Raw genomic sequence first — 18597 nt, 5'->3', positions numbered from 1 at the left:
TGTGTTATCTCTTGGTCCATATAAATTTACTCCGATAAGTTTGAAGTATAGTAAAGAAAATCGTTGGAGTGTAATTGAATGTATCGATAAAATGCCGTCACTACAAAATATTGGTCGAGGAGTGGAAAATGTAGACATAGAAGGAGTTATTTACCTTAATACTCTCAACAGAGTAAATCAATTAAAGAATATGAAAGAAGCTGAAAAACCGCATGTTTTAGTAGATAGTCTAGGTAATATTTTAGGACAATTCGTAATTACTAGGTTAGAAGAAAAGCAGATGTATTTTTTACCTAATGGACTACCAAGAAAAGTTGAATTTAGTTTGAGTTTGAAGAGCTATAGATGACTATATATTACTTAACTAAAGAAGGAGAAATGCTAGATCTGATTTGCTGGAAACATTATGGATTTACCGATGGAATAGTGGAGGAAGTATTGCTTAAAAATCCAGGCCTTGCAGAACATGGAAGTTTTTTACCGGTAGGACTAAAAATTAAATTGCCTGTAACAGAAAAACCTCTACAAAAGTCAAAATTAAAAGTATGGGAATAAATGCAGCCAGATTTTATAATAGATAAATGTGAATCAATTAGAGATAGAGTTATATCATTGCGCCTTACAGATGAATCTGGAACTATAGATGATGTAGTTGAAGTACATGTTGATTATAGGGATGAAAACACAGATGTTCCGAATGAATTAAATATCGCTCTAGGTTACAGAGAAACTGGAGTCTTACCAATGGGCATATATATAGTCAACGAAGTTACAATACAAAGTCCACCTAAGACTCTACTAATCAAAGCTCATGCAACAAATTTAAGACTATCATTAAAGGAGAAAGCATCTAAAGAATGGCATCAAATTACTCTAGGTAGCTTGGTTAAGGAAATAGCAGAAAAGCACGGATATGGGTGCAGAGTTGCAGAAGAATTTGAAAATGTGTTGATTCCACATATTAACCAAACAGAAGAAAGTGATATAAGTTTACTAACAAAAATAGCAATAGAACGCGAGGCAATGGCAAAGTTAGCTGGCGGATACATACTTTTTATTCCCAAAGGCAAAGCAAAGTCGGCAACTGGAAAAGCTTTAGGAACAACAGCTATTAGACCTCAAGACACAATAAATTGGAAGGTTCACTTTACCGTGAGTAGGTACAACTCAGTAATTGCAAAATGGCATAGCTATGAAAAAGGTGAAACTATATCAGAAATAGCTGGTTCTGGTAGTCCAAGTTATACTATACAGACGCTTTACTCTAATGTAGAATCAGCATTAAGTGCAGCAAATGCTAAGTTAAAACAATTAAAGCGAAATAATGCAGTATTGGATGTCACTATGCCTGGTAATCCAGAACTATTTGCAGAGGCAAAACTTAGCTTGTTAGGATTTCATCAAGACATAGATGGTGAATGGGTAATCGACAGAGCAGAACATGTGTTAGATAGTTCAGGTTATCGCACTGTGTTATCAGCATCAACGTTAAAGAAAAATCAGTAAAACAAATGTTTAATATTGAAAAAGGTATTGAATATGAATAGAGACTCAAGAAATAAGCTACATTTTTGGTGGTTTATAGTAACAGTAGTATGTGTTATTATTACTTATTGCTATATGAAAGCAAAAGCTACAGATAATTATAAAACAATATTACAAATTGCATCTGAAAATTGTAACTTAGAGATTGTTAAATTCTCAGTAGAAAATTTGTTAGATACTAGCGTACAGATTAATAAGTTAACAGCATTACATCATGCATCTGATTCTGGGTGTCTAAGAATTGTTGAGTTTTTAGTGAAAGAAAAAGCAAATATAAATGCTACAGGTGGGTATATGGGATGGACAGCTTTGCACCATGCAGCAGATAAGGGACATTTGGAAATCGTTGAGTTTTTACTAAGCAAAGGAGCAAATCCTACAGCTACAGCTCAAGACGGAAGAAGACCTAGAAATATGGCTGTAGTGGAATCGCGACACAATAAAAATAACAAACATTACGATAAAATCATAAAGCTACTTGCTAAAGCAGAGGATCAATACGAATCAACAAAAAGTAATCACTAAAGCTGTAAGTTTTCTATGATCTCTATATAAATCGTAACCGTTCACGGATTGTGAGAATGAATTAAAGAACTAAGCAGTGACAGCTACTAGATTCTGTAGCTTTTGAAAGGGGTTCTGGCCATTTAGACGTGATGTCAAAAATATCGACAACATTCTTTCCACGAATCTTTCTCCACGTTCTGACCAGGTGAAAAAGCTGTTTTTACGATAAATTACGTACCGTCTAATTTGCCGTTCTGCAAGGTTATTAGTTGTTTCTATCACTTCAGGTTTTCTTAAAAACTTCCACATCATATCCTCAGATCGTAACATCTTAGCGGCCATTCTTGAAGCTTGAGTGCTATTTGCAACCCTCGTCATTTTACGTAAAAAATGTTTTACCCTTTTCCGAATTTTTCGCACCAGTCGATAAAATCTCAAATTATCTATCAAATTTTGTTTTTTTGCCTTATCTACTACAAACACCTTATTGCTGAGCGATTTTAGTGCTTGGCCAATTTTGCTCACTTCAACATTTTTACTATGGGCAAATCTCTCAAAATCTCTTGCCAGATGTGCCCAACATATCTGTCTATTTTCACGATTGAAGTAATTGTATACAGCGTATCTATCGCTCACAACTATACCATCATATTCTGGCAGTAAACTCTTCAACACCTTCTTACCACGAGACTCGCTTACCTTCAGAAGTGTCAACGCTTTGTTTGTTATTACCCAACTCCAGCCTCTCTTTCCTTGATTTCTGTGCCCTGTTTCGTCTATATGCAAATACTCGCTTCCTTGCAACTCTTCCTTCATTTTCTCATATTCAGATGCACACTTCTTCGATACCCTGCGTTCAGTATTTGAGACTAAACCAAGGCTTATATTTAGATTAAAAATACTGCCCAAAATTTGCTGTACCTCTCTTTTTGAGTTAATAAAAAAGCCGCTAAGGCTGCTTATAACTGTTTTAGCATTGGGTCCTAGAAAATCTCTTGCAACACCTTCGGGTAAATTTGCTGTAATTCTTTTATTACATACTCTACAATGTCCTCTTTGCAACCTGTACTCAGTTACAATTGGCTTAATTTCTGGCAACTCTGCCTTCTGATGAATAATTTCATCTTCTAAAGTAATCTTACCTCCACACATACAAATTGTATCAATTGTGCATCTCACTACCTCGTCTGCAGCCATTAATTCACGCTTATGCACCTTATGTCCTGGCTGACCTCCTGGTTTTTTATCACTTTTCTTTTTTGCTTTCTTACGATATATATCTCGTGATGGTGGCAGCGATGAATTTTGCGAATTTAAGCCCAATTTGTCTTCTAATTCAACTATTTTTGCTTTCAAGCTATCATTTTCTCTGATCAGTGCTTTTATTTCTTCCTTGAGATTAGCCTTTTCTGCTACAACCTTTTCTTGCAGCACTGTTGTCATTTACCCATTCCATATTTAGATTCCTATCTCTTTACACTTTTATACTTACTTTGTAAACCACCTTATCTCCGTGAACGGTTACGAGTATTTATCCTTATTTTTGACCTGCAGGCTCAATCACAAAATCAGTAAAAAACTCAAATATTTATTGGCAAATTACACAAAAATTATAGCGGCTTTTTTTATTTTTTCTACATTCAGCCAAAACGCGCTTGTTAGCACATTATTATAGCGCCAATTTACATTATAAAACTCGTCACACGGGGATTCTTCTGCCTTTTTTCTTCGTTTGGTAAATTTCTTAATATTTATAGCTAAAGCTTCAGGCTAGCACTTGATGCTGGAATCCAGAAATCTTTTGAGCACAAAAGTTATGCTAGGTTTTTGTTGGTAAGAAAGGCTGGATCCCAGTGGGCTTTGTTGCATCGCTCAAGTGAAAAGAACTGGCAGTTACTGACAAAATTCATTATAAAACAGCCATTTAACTGTTGAAGAAAAAATATGCCACAAAAAATGAGAGTCAGTAACTGCCAGTTCTTTTCACTTGAGCGATGCAACAAAGCCCACTGGGATCCAGCTTTCATTAGAAACGTTGATTACTTTTATGCTAATAATTTTACTACTCTGCTGAACGGATACAATTGAATATAGTATAGTCTTCTGTTCTGACGAGAATAGTTTTATTCCATCCATCAAAAAATGCTAAATTGAGGTATGTATCACCCTTATAGGGCTTGTGAATTTCAGTTATAATAAATTCTGAGATTAGGTTATGCTCTAAAAAAAGGTGTGCTATTTGTGCCCCACCAATCACAAAGACTTGAGAACTACTTTGAATTGACAGAAATTCTTGCATGGAAGAGACAACAGTACATTTTGGACCTCTATTAAAACACTTGTTACGGGAGAAAACAATAGGTGTACGATTCTTTAGTATGCTTTGAGGCACGGTTTCAAATGTCTTTCTTCCCATCACAATAATTTGTTTGTCGGTCACTTGACAAAAATGTTTAAACTCACTTGGATAACGCCAGGGCAAATCATTATTTATTCCAATTACCCCATTAGGGTCAACAGCCATAATTCCAATAATCTTCATCCTTTTAAGACAGCTTGGGCTACAAAAAATCTCATGTGGTCGCGTACATTATGCACTCTAAGGAAATCAACCTTATTTTGCAGTATAGCAGATGTAGCAATTGTTTCTAAATCTCTATTAGAGGGAGATTCTATGGAAAAAGAGGAAATAAATGACTTTCTGGAATGGCCAACTAAAACCTTGCAGCCAAAATTTTGTAAAGTTTCTATACTGCGTAAAATCTGAATATTCTGATACATAGATTTGCCAAAACCAATACCAGGGTCAATAATTATTGAATTTTCATCAAAACCCAGGCCTAGTAGTTTGTTAATGCTCTTCTCTGCCCAATTATTTATGATATCAATTGGGTCAGTGTCATGTGGAATAATATTGTCCTTATGTGGTGGTATCGAAAGTGAATGCATAATAACGACACTACACCCACTGCTAGCAACTTCTTTTAAGGTATTACTACTCAGATCTCCCTTCTGATCATTTACCCAGGCAATATTGTAGTGCTTCAAAACGTTTAAAATAACGTCTGGCCAAAAACTATCAATGCTGACTTCAATATCACCATTTTTCATATAGTCGCTAAGATTATCAAGTACTGGTTTTAGACGTTCATACTCTTCCTCTGGCGTCTTTATTGAAGCTCCAGGCCTTGTTGATTGAGCTCCAAGATCAACTATGCTTGCACCATCTGATACCAGCTGCAATGCCTGCTTGGTTGCTCGATTCGCATCATAATAAAGACCACCATCTGAAAATGAATCAGGGGTAATATTGACGATACCCATAAGCTTTGGTGAAAGCGTAAAACTCTTTGAAAAACAGTCTTGAACATTGAAAGCAAAGGTTTTGTTAACCATTGCCATCAAGTGGAGCAAAAATGGTCTATTTACTAATTCTGGGTGAGGAATTTTAAGGTCAGGTATATCAAGCGTTAGATCATCCCATAACAAAATATCTAAATCAATAACACGAGGTGCCCATTTTTCGTAGACTTGTGGACGACCAATATCACATTCGATTTGTTTTAAGCCTTTTAGTAGCTCCTCAGGAGAAGAAGAACAACTTCCATAGACAATCATGTTGAGAAATGGCTTGTTCCAATCAGGTGGAGCACCATTTGGTAAAATAGCCTTAGTTTCTAGAATGATCGAAGACTTTAAGTCTTTTAAATAGCACTTCTTTAGTAACTCAGTAGCTCTTTGTAAATGGGAAAGGCGATTCCCTATATTTGATCCAATAGAAATATAGATCATTCTTGCAATTCATTACAGTAAGTAAAAAAAACGCCCCCATGCACACCAGGAACTGGTGGTGCGATTTTGTGAGTAGTCACCCTGACAGAAGAAATAATATGCTTCTTTCGCAGCAAAAGGTTATTAATGGCTCTGTATATCTCATGAGTTAAATGCTCGATTAAATTAAATTGCTTGCCCTGAACAAGAGATTGAATATTTTGCACTACTTCCAAATAGCAGATAGTATCTTTAAGTTGATCAGTTGTAAGCCCTGAAGGAGGAGATTTAAAAGTGAAATCAACGTCAATACTCACCAATTGGGGAGAAAACTTCTCTTCTGCACTACATCCCAAATGAACCCAAAGCCGTAAATCAGATATAAGAAGATTACATGCTACCACTGAATTTAGTATCTACTTATAATTAATGACAAACATCAACATTCATCATGCCATCAAGAAAACCCCATAAGAGTTTTGCTCCTTTTTCAGCGCCTTGCATAACTTTCTCTTGTTCTTCTTCGTTTAAATCTGCAATAAGGTTTGCACATTCTTCAGAATGCCACTCATCAGCTTCCATATGAACGGTAAAAAATTTGAGAGAACGCTCATCATTTATTGAATAGTGTTTTTTCAGACCTTCAATTTTAGACTTAGAAACCTCTGGAGTTTGACGTTCATAAGCGTACAGAGCTCCAAGACCTGCTGCAAAATCTGATTTTACAATGTCAAAATAACCATCAACTAATTCTCGTGTCTCCTTAATTTGTGCATTTTCACAAAGTTCTGAACGTGCTACTCCCAGTCCTTCAGCAAAACGCTGCCATAATTCTGGGTGATTCTCGTCGCCTTGTTCTTCCTCTATTAAATTACCAAGTAAAACTTGCCGCATTTTCAAATTCGGACACAAGGAATGTATACCGCTGATATAACGAGGAAAAGCAGCAACATGGTGATAATATTCCTTAGCGTAGGTTTGCAGAGCCTGCAGGCTTAAGCCACCTTCATTCCATGACTCGTAAAACGGGTGTTTTAATAAGTGTAAACTATCTAATTGATTATTAAGTGATTGAACAAATGTCATAAATAAACAGTAAATTGTTTTAGGCTACGTTTAGGTTTATCAAATGTCAAGAGGCATTTCTCACTACTACTTTAATTCCAATAAATATAAAGATAGATACGCTGTAAGTTAATTTTTTAGTAAAATTGATTTTTTCTAAAATTTCATGTATTATTAAATCAATATAGTGAAAAACGCAAAATGAAAGTAACAGAAGAAAATACAATAAAAATTAGGGAAGAGTTCGTAGAAGTTCAAAATGGAATGCGAATTCAAAAGATAGTGATGTCAAACTCGAAGAGCAGTGCAGATAGCAGAAAGAAAAAGCATATAGTTTACTTTCCAGGGCTTACATATACTTTTGAAAAAGAGCCAAATGAAGACAAAAGTGAATGGAATTGGGCAGCTGAAGCAGGTATGGATGTTCACCTTATTAATTTTCCTGGTTCTGGAAAAAGCAAAGGCCATTCTTTAAACGGTCGAAATCGAGTAAATGCAGGAATTGGAGTCATTTCAGATCTTCTAAAGCAAGGCATTCACCCAGACAATATAGTACTGTATGGAAGCTGTGCTGGAGGACCAATAGCTGCGGAGGTTTATAAAAAGTTTAAAAAAGATGACAATATTCATTTAAGATGCATTATCAATAAATCCTTTAGCTCATTCAAAAAACTTGTAGTGAAATTACTACACATATCAAAACCTAAATGGCTATTTCCTCCTATAATAAAATTCATACTCAAATGCTTTGGTTGGCACTTTAAGCCACACACAATAGTAAACGACATTACTCCATACACAATTTGTTTTAACTTAGAGAACGATGGCTTTATTAGTAAGCAGGCAAATATAGGTACTAAAATTGCTGACATAGAAAAAAGTCATAGGAAAAAAACTACCAAAAAAAAGAAACTTTTGAAGGTTTTGAGCAATATAAAGAGTTTTTTATGGAGCATGCCAACTTAGCTAAAATAAAAAACCTTGAACCTGAAGTTGGAATAATGAAAAAATGCTGGAATAAGTTTCTATCGTTACTACCTATTAAGGCAGATGATATTCACTTTTCTTCGATTACAGAATTGTGCTCATCAAGTGAACACAAATACAATCTTCCTGAGCTGATTTCACTCTTTTTAGAACTCACAGATAATTATTTTGAAAAGAAGGGCTCTCTCAATCAAGAGAAACAACCAGAGATAAAAACAGAAGCGATATGTGGAAAGAATAGTGAAAAAGAAATAGAGGAAAAGAAACAGTATTTTACCAATTTAAAGAATTATTCAATAAGTCAGAATATATCTAAAAAGCTAACATCTCTGCAAATATTGAAATAAGTGTTTCTTTTGTGATTAAAAAAACATTGCATCTAGAGTATCTGCCATAAGTGATAATTTTGTGCTTTCATCATAGAGATTGTTTTCACTAGCTAATAATTTCTCACTAATTTGTGGATAAAGTTTAGAAACGTACTTCTCATAGCATTCATCTAGACATTCTTGGTCTGTCCGTTTTGTTTTGTAGGAATGGCATTTCTGCTTACATTGATTATATCTAAATTTAATCCCTTTCTCTTTGTTTGATGCTTGTTGTTCCATAATATTCTTCAATTTAAATAATATTAATATTAGCATACAAATATTAACATTATGCTAATATCATTACTTTTTAGGTACACATGGCAAATTTATGCCTGGAAACAGTTTTTGCTTATTTCCTAGATTTTCTTTATAAAAACCAAAGGCGCCAGTTGGTTTTTATTAGCTAAGGTAAAGGTCAAATATCTGGAATTCTGGACATAAAATCCTCCTGTATAAATTAGAAAAAAATGCAGCGCACATATGACAGACGTGTGTATACGCTGAAAAAGATACGCTACGTTTTTTATTGAAAAGTTAATTGAAAGTCTGCAGACAAAGATAAATTTTTGAGCTCTTAAAATATCTCTAACTTTAATTATAATTAGATTGAAAATACGCGGAAGTAATTTTTTTTGACAATAGATTTCTTTCATAACCAGGCGTCATCCCAGCTGGGATCCAATAAGAAAACCGCGCTGGAACTTTTGAATTCCAGTTATGCAAGGAATCTAATATCATGGAGTTTTCAAACACTAACAACCACGTACTATAACAAGACAAAATTTTACGTAAGAGAGTAGGCCTTGCAATTTTATCAATAGTGGTGGGATTGGTAGGACTCGAACCTACGACCAATTCGTTATGAGCGAACTGCTCTAACCGACTGAGCTACAATCCCTTTTATCAACACCTATAATACACGCAAAAGGAAATTTGTCTACTCGCTTATTTCACTATCAACCCAACTGTGTAAATCATTTATTGCGCCAATTTTGCGTGCAATTTCCTTACCATCTTGAAATATGATTAAAGTAGGTATAGATTGAACTCCATACTTACTTGGCACCTCAGTTTCTCCATCTATGTCGAACTTGCAGATCTTGATCTTGCCTTTTCTATCCTCAGCCAATTGCTCGATACGTGGCATCAGACTTTTGCATGGTCCACACCATTCTGCCCAAAAATCTACCAGCACAAATCCTTTGTGGTTAGCAACTTCAGATTCGAAATTTTGATCATTTACCGCTTTAATATCATCACTCATAAAATACCTAAATTTTTATAAATATAGCGTATCAATTAACAGCTGATCAACTAAATTTTTCTGGATTCAAGTGAAGTGATTACATATGATGATTAAAGATATCTACACTACCCCAACCCATTGAATCTAGCTCAATACGAGTAGGAAGAAATTCAAAGCACTTTTCGGCTAATTCTTTTCTATTTTCACGTTCTAGCATTAAATCTAGCTTTTCCTTTATTTTATGGAGATATAAAACATCAGATGCAGCATAACTTTTTTGCTTGTCTGTTAAAATTTCATTTCCCCAATCAGAAGATTGTTGTTGCTTATTTAATTTTATATCAAGTAGTTCTAAGCACAACTCTTTTAAGCTATGATTATCTGTGTAGGTGCGAACTAAACGTGAGGCTATTTTCGTGCAATAGCAAGGCAGTGCCCAAGTTTGCAGGTAGTAATGTATTATACTCACATCAAATCGCGCAAAGTGAAATATTTTGGTTATATTTTTATCCTCTAATATTTTTCTCAAATTTGGAGCTGTATAATCGTTTTTGAATTGAACTAAGTGAGCGTTGCCATCATTGAAAGAGAGCTGAACAAGGCATAATCTATCTCTGCTATGCAATAGCCCCATTGCCTCTGTATCAACAGCTATAGATTTTATATCATTCGGTATTGCACTGGCTGGCAGGTCGTCCTTATATATAAATATTCTCATAAATTTAATATGTTTTATGACACATACAATAATCAAAAATGAGTTTTAAGTATACGAAAAGATCATAGAAAATTGGCTCTCATGATTTTCATGCATGTAGGGTTTACAAATTGTAATATGTACCTATAATTAGAAGTAGAATCTAAGCAGAATTTAACTGCGGGAGTAGCTCAGTTGGTAGAGCGCAACCTTGCCAAGGTTGAGGTCGAGGGTTCGAACCCCTTCTCCCGCTCTTTGAGTTTTAATCACACTTAATCATAAAAAAATTAATTGATTTATCTAAGAAATTTAGCTATACTAGAAAAGTTTTTTAGAAATTTATATTTAAGGAGATTATATGAATGATGATACTAAAAAAATATTACTTGCTTTAGGTGTAGCTACAACAATAGGAGCACTTACAGGCTTAGCGCTCAGTTTTACAGCTCTGTCACCTTTGGTGATGGGTGGAATTGTTGCTTCTGTTCTGCCAGCCTTATTTACATGCATAATGATTTATAATAAAAATTTTTCCAAAAAAAGTTTTTTTATTGGTGCTTGTTTTTGTGCTGCAAGCTTTGCAATTGGAGTTGGTCTTGCTGCAGCTACAATGGCTATTTTTCCTGGTGCAACGCTTGGAATGGGATCGGCAGCTTTAGCAGGTGCGGTGATAGCACCCATAGCAGTAATCGCAGGGTTATTTGTAACAGTTTGTGTTATTGAACCAATAGCTGAAAAAGTGAATGATTATATTATATCACCTATAGTTGAAAAAGTTGGAAAATGTTTTTCTTCAAAAGAGGAAGAAAACGGGCTAGTTAAAGAATAATTAAAAAAAGTTGTTTGACGTTAACGTTTAGTTTTCTTTATAATTTCCTTTGTGAAAGAAGAAAAATGCTTATTTGTAACGATAGCTGGTTTGCCAAATGCTGGAAAGTCAACGCTAATTAACAGCATCTTAGGCAAGAAAATTGCAATTGTCACCCCTAAAGTGCAGACAACAAGGACACAGGTAAGGGGTGTTGCTATATGCAACAATGCGCAAATTGTTTTTACTGACTCTCCGGGAGTGTTTTCAGCAGAAACAAATCTTGAAAAAGCTTTAGTCAAATCTGCATGGGGAGCAGTTAAGGATAGTGACATTACTTTATTGCTTGTTGATGTAAACAATTACCTAAAAAATATAGAAAGAATAAAAACGATATTTGCACGACTGGAGCGCACAAAAGGCAGATGCATTTTGGTTATCAATAAAACTGATTTAGTAAAGAAATCAGAGCTCAAGATGGCACATGAGCACCTAAATTTGCTTTATAAGTTTGAAAAAATTTTTACGATCTCGGCACTGAAGAATGATGGACTTTCTGATCTGACTAGTTACTTGTCTAAAATTGCACCGATAGGCCCTTGGTTTTATGAAAAAGATCAAATAACTGATTCCTCAGCTGATTTTTTATCAGCGGAAATTACGAGAGAAAAGTTATTCTTGAACCTACGTGAAGAATTGCCATACTCTACAGCTGTTATAACTGAACAATTTGAGGAAAAAAAAGATAAGAGTTTAGTCATAAAACAGATCATATTTGTATTGAAAGATAATCATAAGAAAATAGTGCTAGGAAAAGACGGCAGTAGCATAAAAAAAATTAATATCGAGGCACGTACAGAATTGGAAAAGTTATTTGAGTGTAAAGTTCATCTCTTTTTGTTCGTAAAAGTGCGACCTTGGACTGATCGCCCTGAGGAATATATAAGTAATGCTTAATTCTTTGTTAGTATTTGATATTGAAACTATACCAGATGTAAATTCCTGCAAGAATTTACTAAATATTAGTGATGATAGCAGTGTAGAAGAAAAGAGGAACGCATTAACAAAATATCATCTTGAAATAACAAACGGGCAAAACTCTTTTCTGCGTCAGCCCTTCCACCTTGTTGTAGTCATTAGTTTTTTACTTTGTAATATAACACGCCAGAGCGGTTATGAAATGTTCACACTACAAGAAATAAGATCTGGAGGCACAGTAAACTCCAATGAAAAAGAGCTAGTAAAGGGATTTTTTAACTACATATCAGAGAAAAAGCCAAGACTAGTTTCGTTCAATGGACGCACTTTTGATATACCGGTACTGAAGTACCGTGCTATGGTTCATGGCATTCAAGCAGAATATTTTCACAAAGCTGGCGATAAGTGGAATAGTTACAATCAGAGGTACAGTAGTGATTGGCATTGTGATTTGCTTGAATCTCTCTCTGATTTTGGAGCTTCTGCAAGAATGAAGATGAACGAAGTTTGCGCAGCATTTAATCTTCCCGGTAAGATTGGAGTTGATGGTTCACAAGTTATGGACTTATATGATAGTGGCAAAATACAAGAGATTCGCGATTATTGTGAAACAGATGTGATTAACACTTATTTGATTTATTTGAGGTTTATGCATCATCAAGGAAGAATTACTACAGAAAGCTATAATAAGAGCATAGAAGAACTGCTTTTAGAATGCGAAAAAAAAGAACACCTAAAGAAATTTAAAGAAGAATGGAAAATAACTTCTGGTGAAAATTTTTATATTGAATTTAAATGAATAGATGCTACAGAGCAATCTAATGATTGCTCTGTATAGTAGTTATAAACTCCTTGTAGTAGAAAAGACATTTTGATGTGCCCTTTGCTTAACTTCTGCTTGTTCAAGCTTAGAAAAATTTTCTAAGTTTTTATCTTGGTATTCCTTTTTTACTTTCTCGAAAAAATTTTGTCCACCAAGAATATAATTACCTAAATTAGCAGCATAATATTGAGCATTACCTAAAACTGCACAGTTAATTCGACTTAATATTCTCGAAGGGTAATAAAAGAGAGAAACGTTATTGTTCGATCGGAAATCTTTTTCATCCATTATTTTAATGGCTTCATGATAACCATCTATTTGATGAACAAAATATCCTTCAGGTACTGATATTCTCAATTGTGCACCTACATGAGCATAACCACAAATACCAGGTGATACCGCTGGTACTGGGTCTTGTCTATGTTGAGTTACTCTAATGGTTTTTTCTTGAAGAACATCATTATAAAATTCACTAGCAGTAAGATCAAAAACTCGTGGATCACCAAAAGTTGCAACATGAACATCTTCAGCTCCTTCTGTTTTATTGAGGCATAAAGCAGCTATCTTAGCAATAGCTCCTCCCATACTGTGACCTGTGAGATTAATTTTAAAATCCTTGATTTCTGATCCCTGTTTTTCAGCATGAGATTTCAAAATGCCATACAGATTAGGCCATGAATCCATAAATGAATTATAGAAACCACAATGAATTCTTCCACCTTCAGGTAAAAATTCCGAAGTAGCAAAAAGTACATTTATATCAGTAATTCCATCATTAAAACTCTGGCTCAGACGAGTACCATGGTAAGCTATTGTTATTTCTTTACCTTTTATAAAAACGTGACCAGCATCTTTTTCAAAGCTATTACCAAATGGAATAATTTCATAACCTTCGCTGATGAGTTCAGCTCTAGTTTTATACATTTTTTCAGTAGATGGAACAATTTCAAAATCTTCTACAATTTCAAATTCAGTTTTGTATACTCTTTGAGCTAGGTTGTTACATCTTTTTTTACTTAATTTACCATCATCATCGCCATAGCTTATCTTGCAGAAATTACCCATTTCTAATAATTTCTCTCGATCAAATCCTGCAATTTTTACAATACTTTCATCTATTTTATAGTCAGAAGGTAAAGAACATGGCTCATTTGGATCAGCACGATTTATAAATTCATAATCTTCAATGATCTCAAATTCATCGTCATATTCTTTTATCTCGTATTTGCCATCATCTACTGAAATAGAATCTGGCTGTTCAGTATTACCTGGCTCTGAGCCTGTAGCAGCACCTGTAGTGCTAAACCAATTTCGTAAAAAACTAAAATCCATAAATACCTTGATTATTAAAAATAAAACAATAATTTACTAATTATAATATAAACTAATATTATTGTCAATAGTTATATTAATATTTTAATCTTTATGTACTTTCACTTGAGTAAATTTTACTTCCATAGAATAAGTATAGAGTTATAATACACTAACAAGCAAACCTCTGTACTAAATTTTGGTTAATATACACGTTGAGCGTATTAAGAAAGTTGCTTTTAAAGTATTGCATTTTACTTTTATTTTCGCTATAAGGTTGCTTTAAGTTGGATTTTCAACACCTTTATACTATTTATGTTATGATTTTAAAATTTTTTGGGGGCACTTCATGAAAAAATCTATTTATACTAGAACTGCTCTAGCTTCTCTATTGACTTTATGTTCTTTCAGTGGCTTTGCTGCTGACTTTTCTGACGAGAGTATGAAGGAAGTAAAAAAGCAAGAGAGTAACGAGTCAATCAAAACTTCTGGAAAGATGGAAGTGATGAAGACGTCAAATAAGAAACTAAAAGAAAAAATGGACAGGATATGTAATGCTGATCCAAGAAAAAAAGCTGAGGAGCTTAAGAAAAAAGAAGAACTAAGATTAGCAGCTGAGCAGAAGAAAAAAGAGGAGTTAAAATTAGCAGCTGAACAAAAGAAGAAAAAAGAAGAGTTAAAATTAGTAGCAAAACAAAAGAAAAAAGATGAAATTAGGCTAGCAAAAGAGAAAAAAGCAAAGCTTATAGAGGATTCAAAGGCGAAAGCTCTAAGTACTAAAAATTCTAATGTAGAAAAGTCAAAAATTAAGGGTTCTAAAACTAAGAATGCTAAAATTGAAGCTAAAGATATAAAAAAGGATGTAAAAGTTGTTAACAGCAATACAGAGGAAAAAGGTAAGGCAAGTCCTGTTGTTTCAGTTGGTGGGATTGATATTATCAATCCCAATCAAGGGGATGGTTTAAGAATAACTTTCGGTGGCGTTGTTGATTCTCAAGGTTATGGTAACCATGGGCTAAGTGGCTATAACCATTATAATGTTATGCCAGGTAAATCTACAGATTATTTTAACAATACTCCAGATAGTATAAAAGGAGCAAATCCAATATTTCCTAAAGGGATAGGGAATATTGGTGATTACAGTGAAAACATGGGCATGATTTCAGATGCAATATTGCACTTAAGAGCTGAAAATAAAAATGAGGATATTGGTCTTCGTTATGGTGCCGATGTACAATTCCATGTTCCAGTTACTGAAGGTAAAGGAGCTTCACAAGGCGTGAATGCTGCAAGAGGTAGAAGTGCACATGTGTTTTTGAATTCAAAATATGGTGATCTGAAACTTGGCTATCAGTTTGGTCCTGAGTCTCTGATGAGACTTGATGCAACAAGAATTGCAACTGTTGATGGAGCTGCAGATAGTGACTGGTTCAGAAAAGTAAACTTAGAAGGAAGTGCTGCAAACTTCCCATTTTACGTAACACCACGTCTTTACACTGAAAGCTTCTCGAGCGAGAGCGAAAAACTCTCCTTCCGTATGGCAGGAAAATACAACAAAGAGGTTATGACCACATTGCCATTTAGAGCTGCTTACTACTCGCCGAATTATATGGGTGCAAGATTTGGTCTTAGCTACTCACCTCGCTACGATAGTGGTTTATCCGTTGTAAAAGAAATAGCTCCAGATTTCCTCAAAGATTCAAGTAATAAGGTAACAGGGGTAAAGAATGAGGAAACGTTAAGACATGTTGGACCAGATTACCAGCATATAATAAGTGCTGGTGCATCATATGAATATGACTTTAGTAAACATAATGTAAAAGTTAAAACTTCCGTAGTTGGTGAATATGGGGTTTCAAAGCAACCGAGTAAAGATAAGCATCTTTATAAGGAATTTGTAGAGTACAATGACCTGATGGGTGTTAATTTGGGTGTAAGCGCTGATTATAAGATTGATGAAGGTCAAAATATAAAATTCGCTGCTTCTTTTGCATATTTAGGCAAATCTGGTCAACCGAAGAGTATCAAGGAACTCAACCCTACTTCAAAAGAATATAAAGATACTAATGATGATGTTAGAAAAAATGGCTTAAAGCAATTTAATGACAAGGACACCATGTATTGGACTGCAGGTGCTGGTTATCAATATGATAATATCTACACAAGCTTGACATACTTTGGTAGCAGAATGAGCGACAAAGATATGCTTCATGATGTTGCACTTGGTGTTCAGTATGATCTATCTTCTTGCAATAAGAGCAAGTTTGTTCCTTATGCAGCCTTACATTATTTTATGACTGATGAACAAGGTGCGCTGAAAGACCAAAAAGGTACTGATGTACCTTCTAACCAAGGAATTCTTCTACTAACTGGTGTGAAGTTTTCTTTCTAATTTGTTCTAGTAATACACACCACAACTTGAATGTGGTGTGTCTTGTCTGTTAGTGTTTATTTGTCGATCAAATAAACATAAGCCAGTGCGTAACAAACTCTACGAGTATTTATTTTATTCACACAATAAGTAATGTCATCCCAGTCACAGCTGTACGAAAATTGTGGCAATTTGCATAGTAAATGGTGTCATCCCAGTGCTTGACACTGGAATCCAGCTAAACACTTTACAACGTTTTTTGTATAAAAGGACTGGATTGTATATTAAATCAAAGCCGCAAGGCTATAATGAGCAAGGAGTGATACTGTCAATTGGGTTGATTGATAGAAATCGTAGGCATCTCAGTACACTCCTTGCTTTAAAAAATGGAGTACGAACGGTAGGGGGATCAAAAAGATCGAATCACAATCCTGTACAACATTTACATTATTATTTGATTATATTTATAGGTACAAAAATGGCTAGAACAGTTTTCATTGGTATTGATGTTTCAAAAGAAACACTTGATATCTCAATTAACAATAAACATCAGCGTATAGAAAATGTAGAAAGAGCTATATCTGAGTTTATAAAGTCAAAAATAGTTAACGTATTTGTTAGGTTATGTGTAGTAGAATCAACAGGTGGTTATGAAAAACTTGTCATAAAGTTGTTACGGGAATATAACATAGCTGTTCACAGAGCTCACCCAAATCGGGTATATGCATTTGCAAAAGCCTGCAACCACTTTGCAAAAACAGATAAATTAGATGCAAAATTACTAGAAAAATATGCTGAATTTATCACAAAAAATGACGAAGTAATAGAATACATAGTTTCACAAAAGCAAGAAGAACTAAAAGAGCTAAGAGCAATTGAGCGCAATCTAAACGATGAAGTTCACGCAAATAAGTGTCGTTTGCATAAGGTTACAGGAAAAGCCAGGGAATATATAGAAAAACAGATAGAATTTGCAAAAAAACAATTAGAGCAAGTTAGGCAAGACATAGAAGATATAATAAACTCTGATCCTGATTGGCTTTGTTGCATAGCTAGTGTTGGTTGAGGTTATTGTAAGGAGAAAAGCTTATGGTTACTAACGCATTTTGTTGTAAAATAGGCATTTTTCAAACAAGTATAACTTATGCCACAAAAAATGAGAGTAAGTAACCAAAGAGAATATAATGAGTTTCTAAAAAAAAGAGGAAATGTTTTTCATTTTGTTAATCAAGCCATAGAAAATTGGTATGAAAATAGTCCAAAAGTTGCAGGTGGCAATAACACTTATAGTGATAAAGTTGTAATTTTAATACACATAATAGTTCATCTTTTTAGAATTGGCTTGAGACAAGCTGTAGGTTTTGTAAAAGGTTATATGGTACAAATAGGCAAAAAACTTAAGATTATCAGCTATACACAAGCTTCCAGAAGATTTAAAAAGCTTAATTTGAAGATTGATGACCATAGAAGCAATAAAGATGATCTGGAAAATGTTGAAATTGCCGTAGATAGCACTAGAGTTAGTATCTACAATAATAACGGTGGGCATAGTAAGCTTAATATTCGAAAAAGAAAATACAGTGGTTATGGTCAAGTAAGAAAATTACATGTTATTTTAAACATAAATGATAAGAAAGCAATAAGCATGAACTACACTAGTGGTGTTGCTGTAGACTATTTGCCGGTCTGCGATATGTTAGAAGAAGTCAGTGATAAATATAACATTTGTTCTATTCGAGCAGATGCGGCTTATGATATAAAAAGTGTGTATAAAGAATGCAGAAAATACAATATTGTGCCTATTATTCGCCCTAGGAAGGATACTAAAATTTGTTTAGCTGACTACTTATCAGAAAGAAACAAGTATATTAGTAGAATTAGGTCATATGAGAATTATGAAGATGGTATTAATGAATGGAAGAAAAAAGTTAAGTATGGAGCACGGTCTTATATTGAAGTCTTTTTCTATAGGTTGAAGCAAATATTTGGGTTTGGCTTGAAAAATAAATCAGAGGTAAATCGTGAAAAAGAGCTGTTAATTAAGTGCTACTTACTGAACAAATTTACTGATATTGGTATGGCTAAATTTAAATTAGCTGCGTAAGTTCATTGTGATT

Annotated in this window: 21 protein-coding genes, 2 tRNA genes and 1 pseudogene; 14 read left to right on the top strand and 10 right to left on the bottom strand. The window is 34.3% G+C overall.

The window, feature by feature from the left end:
• The first annotated feature begins 1 nt into the window (after position 1).
• From OPR58_RS06045 to OPR58_RS06030, 4 genes are read left to right on the top strand one after another with little or no spacing between them, the layout of a single operon-like run.
• Entirely contained in the window at positions 2-349 is a 348-nt protein-coding gene (locus OPR58_RS06045; protein WP_265027834.1) for a phage tail protein, read from the top strand.
• On the top strand, positions 346-555 hold the full coding sequence (locus OPR58_RS06040) for a tail protein X (RefSeq protein WP_064085527.1): 210 nt from the start codon (positions 346-348) through the stop codon (positions 553-555). Before OPR58_RS06045 ends, OPR58_RS06040 begins: the two co-directional genes overlap by 4 nt.
• Complete coding sequence (locus tag OPR58_RS06035) at positions 556-1506, top strand: contractile injection system protein, VgrG/Pvc8 family (RefSeq protein WP_265022242.1); 951 nt, start codon at positions 556-558, stop codon at positions 1504-1506.
• Between the two features lie 33 nt (positions 1507-1539).
• Positions 1540-2070, top strand: coding sequence for an ankyrin repeat domain-containing protein (locus OPR58_RS06030; protein WP_230609188.1), 531 nt, complete (start codon positions 1540-1542; stop codon positions 2068-2070).
• Positions 2071-2139: 69 nt separating this feature from the next.
• On the opposite strand, the gene tnpC is transcribed toward OPR58_RS06030, so the two are convergent.
• The gene (gene tnpC, locus OPR58_RS06025; protein WP_265022241.1) at positions 2140-3495 is read right to left on the bottom strand and encodes an IS66 family transposase; all 1356 of its coding nucleotides are present in this window, start codon (positions 3493-3495) and stop codon (positions 2140-2142) included.
• Between the two features lie 501 nt (positions 3496-3996).
• On the opposite strand from tnpC, the gene OPR58_RS06020 reads away from it, so the two are divergent.
• A complete protein-coding gene (locus OPR58_RS06020) occupies positions 3997-4140 on the top strand; it encodes a hypothetical protein (protein WP_265022240.1) in 144 nt (47 codons plus the stop codon).
• Here OPR58_RS06020 and OPR58_RS06015 read toward each other — a convergent pair.
• Genes OPR58_RS06015 through OPR58_RS06000 form a run of 4 tightly spaced genes read right to left on the bottom strand, consistent with a single transcriptional unit; the run spans position 4115 to position 6909 of the window.
• Complete coding sequence (locus OPR58_RS06015; RefSeq protein WP_064085991.1) at positions 4115-4594, bottom strand: dihydrofolate reductase; 480 nt, start codon at positions 4592-4594, stop codon at positions 4115-4117. The genes OPR58_RS06020 and OPR58_RS06015 overlap by 26 nt on opposite strands.
• Entirely contained in the window at positions 4591-5844 is a 1254-nt protein-coding gene (gene folP, locus OPR58_RS06010) for a dihydropteroate synthase (protein WP_265022239.1), read from the bottom strand. The genes OPR58_RS06015 and folP overlap by 4 nt, the downstream gene beginning before the upstream one ends.
• Positions 5841-6227, bottom strand: a complete 387-nt coding sequence (locus OPR58_RS06005; RefSeq protein ID WP_143689820.1) for a dihydroneopterin aldolase — start codon at positions 6225-6227, stop codon at positions 5841-5843. Before OPR58_RS06005 ends, folP begins: the two co-directional genes overlap by 4 nt.
• A gap of 22 nt (positions 6228-6249) precedes the next feature.
• On the bottom strand, positions 6250-6909 hold the full coding sequence (locus OPR58_RS06000; RefSeq protein ID WP_265022238.1) for a CADD family putative folate metabolism protein: 660 nt from the start codon (positions 6907-6909) through the stop codon (positions 6250-6252).
• Between the two features lie 180 nt (positions 6910-7089).
• Here OPR58_RS06000 and OPR58_RS05995 point away from each other — a divergent pair, with 180 nt between their 5' ends.
• The gene (locus OPR58_RS05995) at positions 7090-7854 is read left to right on the top strand and encodes an alpha/beta hydrolase (RefSeq protein WP_265022237.1); all 765 of its coding nucleotides are present in this window, start codon (positions 7090-7092) and stop codon (positions 7852-7854) included.
• Positions 7836-8222 carry a hypothetical protein gene (locus OPR58_RS05990; RefSeq protein WP_265022236.1) on the top strand — a complete coding sequence of 129 codons (387 nt, stop codon included), beginning with the start codon at positions 7836-7838 and terminating at the stop codon, positions 8220-8222. The genes OPR58_RS05995 and OPR58_RS05990 overlap by 19 nt, the downstream gene beginning before the upstream one ends.
• A gap of 15 nt (positions 8223-8237) precedes the next feature.
• Here OPR58_RS05990 and OPR58_RS05985 read toward each other — a convergent pair whose 3' ends face one another.
• The 4 genes from OPR58_RS05985 to OPR58_RS05970 all read right to left on the bottom strand — a co-directional run bounded on the left by OPR58_RS05985 (position 8238) and on the right by OPR58_RS05970 (position 10210).
• Positions 8238-8483 carry a hypothetical protein gene (locus tag OPR58_RS05985; RefSeq protein WP_265022235.1) on the bottom strand — a complete coding sequence of 82 codons (246 nt, stop codon included), beginning with the start codon at positions 8481-8483 and terminating at the stop codon, positions 8238-8240.
• Between the two features lie 584 nt (positions 8484-9067).
• Positions 9068-9144: transfer RNA gene (locus tag OPR58_RS05980), tRNA-Ile, on the bottom strand.
• Between the two features lie 39 nt (positions 9145-9183).
• Entirely contained in the window at positions 9184-9510 is a 327-nt protein-coding gene (gene trxA, locus OPR58_RS05975; RefSeq protein WP_007302120.1) for a thioredoxin, read from the bottom strand.
• Between the two features lie 79 nt (positions 9511-9589).
• Positions 9590-10210 (bottom strand): ribonuclease D, encoded by a 621-nt coding sequence (locus OPR58_RS05970; protein WP_010402854.1) that lies wholly within the window; start codon positions 10208-10210, stop codon positions 9590-9592.
• Between the two features lie 159 nt (positions 10211-10369).
• On the opposite strand from OPR58_RS05970, the gene OPR58_RS05965 reads away from it, so the two are divergent.
• The 4 genes from OPR58_RS05965 to OPR58_RS05950 all read left to right on the top strand — a co-directional run bounded on the left by OPR58_RS05965 (position 10370) and on the right by OPR58_RS05950 (position 12774).
• Positions 10370-10442 (top strand) — tRNA-Gly (locus tag OPR58_RS05965).
• 105 nt (positions 10443-10547) lie between these two features.
• Positions 10548-11018, top strand: a complete 471-nt coding sequence (locus tag OPR58_RS05960) for a hypothetical protein (protein ID WP_265022234.1) — start codon at positions 10548-10550, stop codon at positions 11016-11018.
• 51 nt (positions 11019-11069) lie between these two features.
• Positions 11070-11954, top strand: a complete 885-nt coding sequence (gene era / locus OPR58_RS05955; protein WP_265022233.1) for a GTPase Era — start codon at positions 11070-11072, stop codon at positions 11952-11954.
• Positions 11947-12774 (top strand): 3'-5' exonuclease, encoded by an 828-nt coding sequence (locus OPR58_RS05950; protein WP_019236725.1) that lies wholly within the window; start codon positions 11947-11949, stop codon positions 12772-12774. The genes era and OPR58_RS05950 overlap by 8 nt, the downstream gene beginning before the upstream one ends.
• A gap of 42 nt (positions 12775-12816) precedes the next feature.
• Here the strand turns inward: OPR58_RS05950 and OPR58_RS05945 are convergent, their stop codons facing one another.
• The gene (locus tag OPR58_RS05945) at positions 12817-14130 is read right to left on the bottom strand and encodes a lipase family protein (RefSeq protein ID WP_265022232.1); all 1314 of its coding nucleotides are present in this window, start codon (positions 14128-14130) and stop codon (positions 12817-12819) included.
• A 328-nt stretch (positions 14131-14458) separates the two neighbouring features.
• On the opposite strand from OPR58_RS05945, the gene OPR58_RS05940 reads away from it, so the two are divergent.
• From OPR58_RS05940 to OPR58_RS05930, 3 genes and pseudogenes are all read left to right on the top strand, one after another.
• A complete protein-coding gene (locus OPR58_RS05940; RefSeq protein WP_265022231.1) occupies positions 14459-16501 on the top strand; it encodes a WD0745 family porin in 2043 nt (680 codons plus the stop codon).
• A 457-nt stretch (positions 16502-16958) separates the two neighbouring features.
• Positions 16959-17513 (top strand): annotated as a pseudogene (locus tag OPR58_RS05935) (IS110 family transposase); the annotation flags it as partial.
• Positions 17514-17624: 111 nt separating this feature from the next.
• Entirely contained in the window at positions 17625-18584 is a 960-nt protein-coding gene (locus tag OPR58_RS05930; RefSeq protein WP_265022212.1) for an IS5 family transposase, read from the top strand.
• Positions 18585-18597 lie beyond the last annotated feature (13 nt).

The sequence above is a fragment of the Wolbachia endosymbiont (group B) of Ischnura elegans genome (assembly GCF_947251585.1).
In the GTDB taxonomy this organism is placed as follows: Bacteria; Pseudomonadota; Alphaproteobacteria; order Rickettsiales; family Anaplasmataceae; genus Wolbachia.
Note: the sequence above shows the minus strand (reverse complement) of the source record. Positions and strands in the feature narration are given on the sequence as shown.

Excerpts from the sequence above, each read along its gene's own strand:
- OPR58_RS05960 (WP_265022234.1), top strand. The coding sequence starts at position 10,548 with ATGAATGATGATACTAAAAAAATATTACTTGCTTTAGGTGTAGCTACA.
- tnpC (WP_265022241.1), bottom strand. The coding sequence starts at position 3,495 with ATGACAACAGTGCTGCAAGAAAAGGTTGTAGCAGAAAAGGCTAATCTC.
- OPR58_RS05945 (WP_265022232.1), bottom strand. The coding sequence starts at position 14,130 with ATGGATTTTAGTTTTTTACGAAATTGGTTTAGCACTACAGGTGCTGCT.
- OPR58_RS06035 (WP_265022242.1), top strand. The coding sequence starts at position 556 with ATGCAGCCAGATTTTATAATAGATAAATGTGAATCAATTAGAGATAGA.
- OPR58_RS05930 (WP_265022212.1), top strand. The coding sequence starts at position 17,625 with ATGCCACAAAAAATGAGAGTAAGTAACCAAAGAGAATATAATGAGTTT.
- OPR58_RS06000 (WP_265022238.1), bottom strand. The coding sequence starts at position 6,909 with ATGACATTTGTTCAATCACTTAATAATCAATTAGATAGTTTACACTTA.
- OPR58_RS05950 (WP_019236725.1), top strand. The coding sequence starts at position 11,947 with ATGCTTAATTCTTTGTTAGTATTTGATATTGAAACTATACCAGATGTA.
- OPR58_RS05990 (WP_265022236.1), top strand. The coding sequence starts at position 7,836 with ATGGAGCATGCCAACTTAGCTAAAATAAAAAACCTTGAACCTGAAGTT.
- OPR58_RS06020 (WP_265022240.1), top strand. The coding sequence starts at position 3,997 with ATGCCACAAAAAATGAGAGTCAGTAACTGCCAGTTCTTTTCACTTGAG.
- OPR58_RS05995 (WP_265022237.1), top strand. The coding sequence starts at position 7,090 with ATGAAAGTAACAGAAGAAAATACAATAAAAATTAGGGAAGAGTTCGTA.
- OPR58_RS06030 (WP_230609188.1), top strand. The coding sequence starts at position 1,540 with ATGAATAGAGACTCAAGAAATAAGCTACATTTTTGGTGGTTTATAGTA.
- OPR58_RS05985 (WP_265022235.1), bottom strand. The coding sequence starts at position 8,483 with ATGGAACAACAAGCATCAAACAAAGAGAAAGGGATTAAATTTAGATAT.
- OPR58_RS06040 (WP_064085527.1), top strand. The coding sequence starts at position 346 with ATGACTATATATTACTTAACTAAAGAAGGAGAAATGCTAGATCTGATT.
- folP (WP_265022239.1), bottom strand. The coding sequence starts at position 5,844 with ATGATCTATATTTCTATTGGATCAAATATAGGGAATCGCCTTTCCCAT.
- OPR58_RS05940 (WP_265022231.1), top strand. The coding sequence starts at position 14,459 with ATGAAAAAATCTATTTATACTAGAACTGCTCTAGCTTCTCTATTGACT.
- OPR58_RS05970 (WP_010402854.1), bottom strand. The coding sequence starts at position 10,210 with ATGAGAATATTTATATATAAGGACGACCTGCCAGCCAGTGCAATACCG.
- OPR58_RS06015 (WP_064085991.1), bottom strand. The coding sequence starts at position 4,594 with ATGAAGATTATTGGAATTATGGCTGTTGACCCTAATGGGGTAATTGGA.
- trxA (WP_007302120.1), bottom strand. The coding sequence starts at position 9,510 with ATGAGTGATGATATTAAAGCGGTAAATGATCAAAATTTCGAATCTGAA.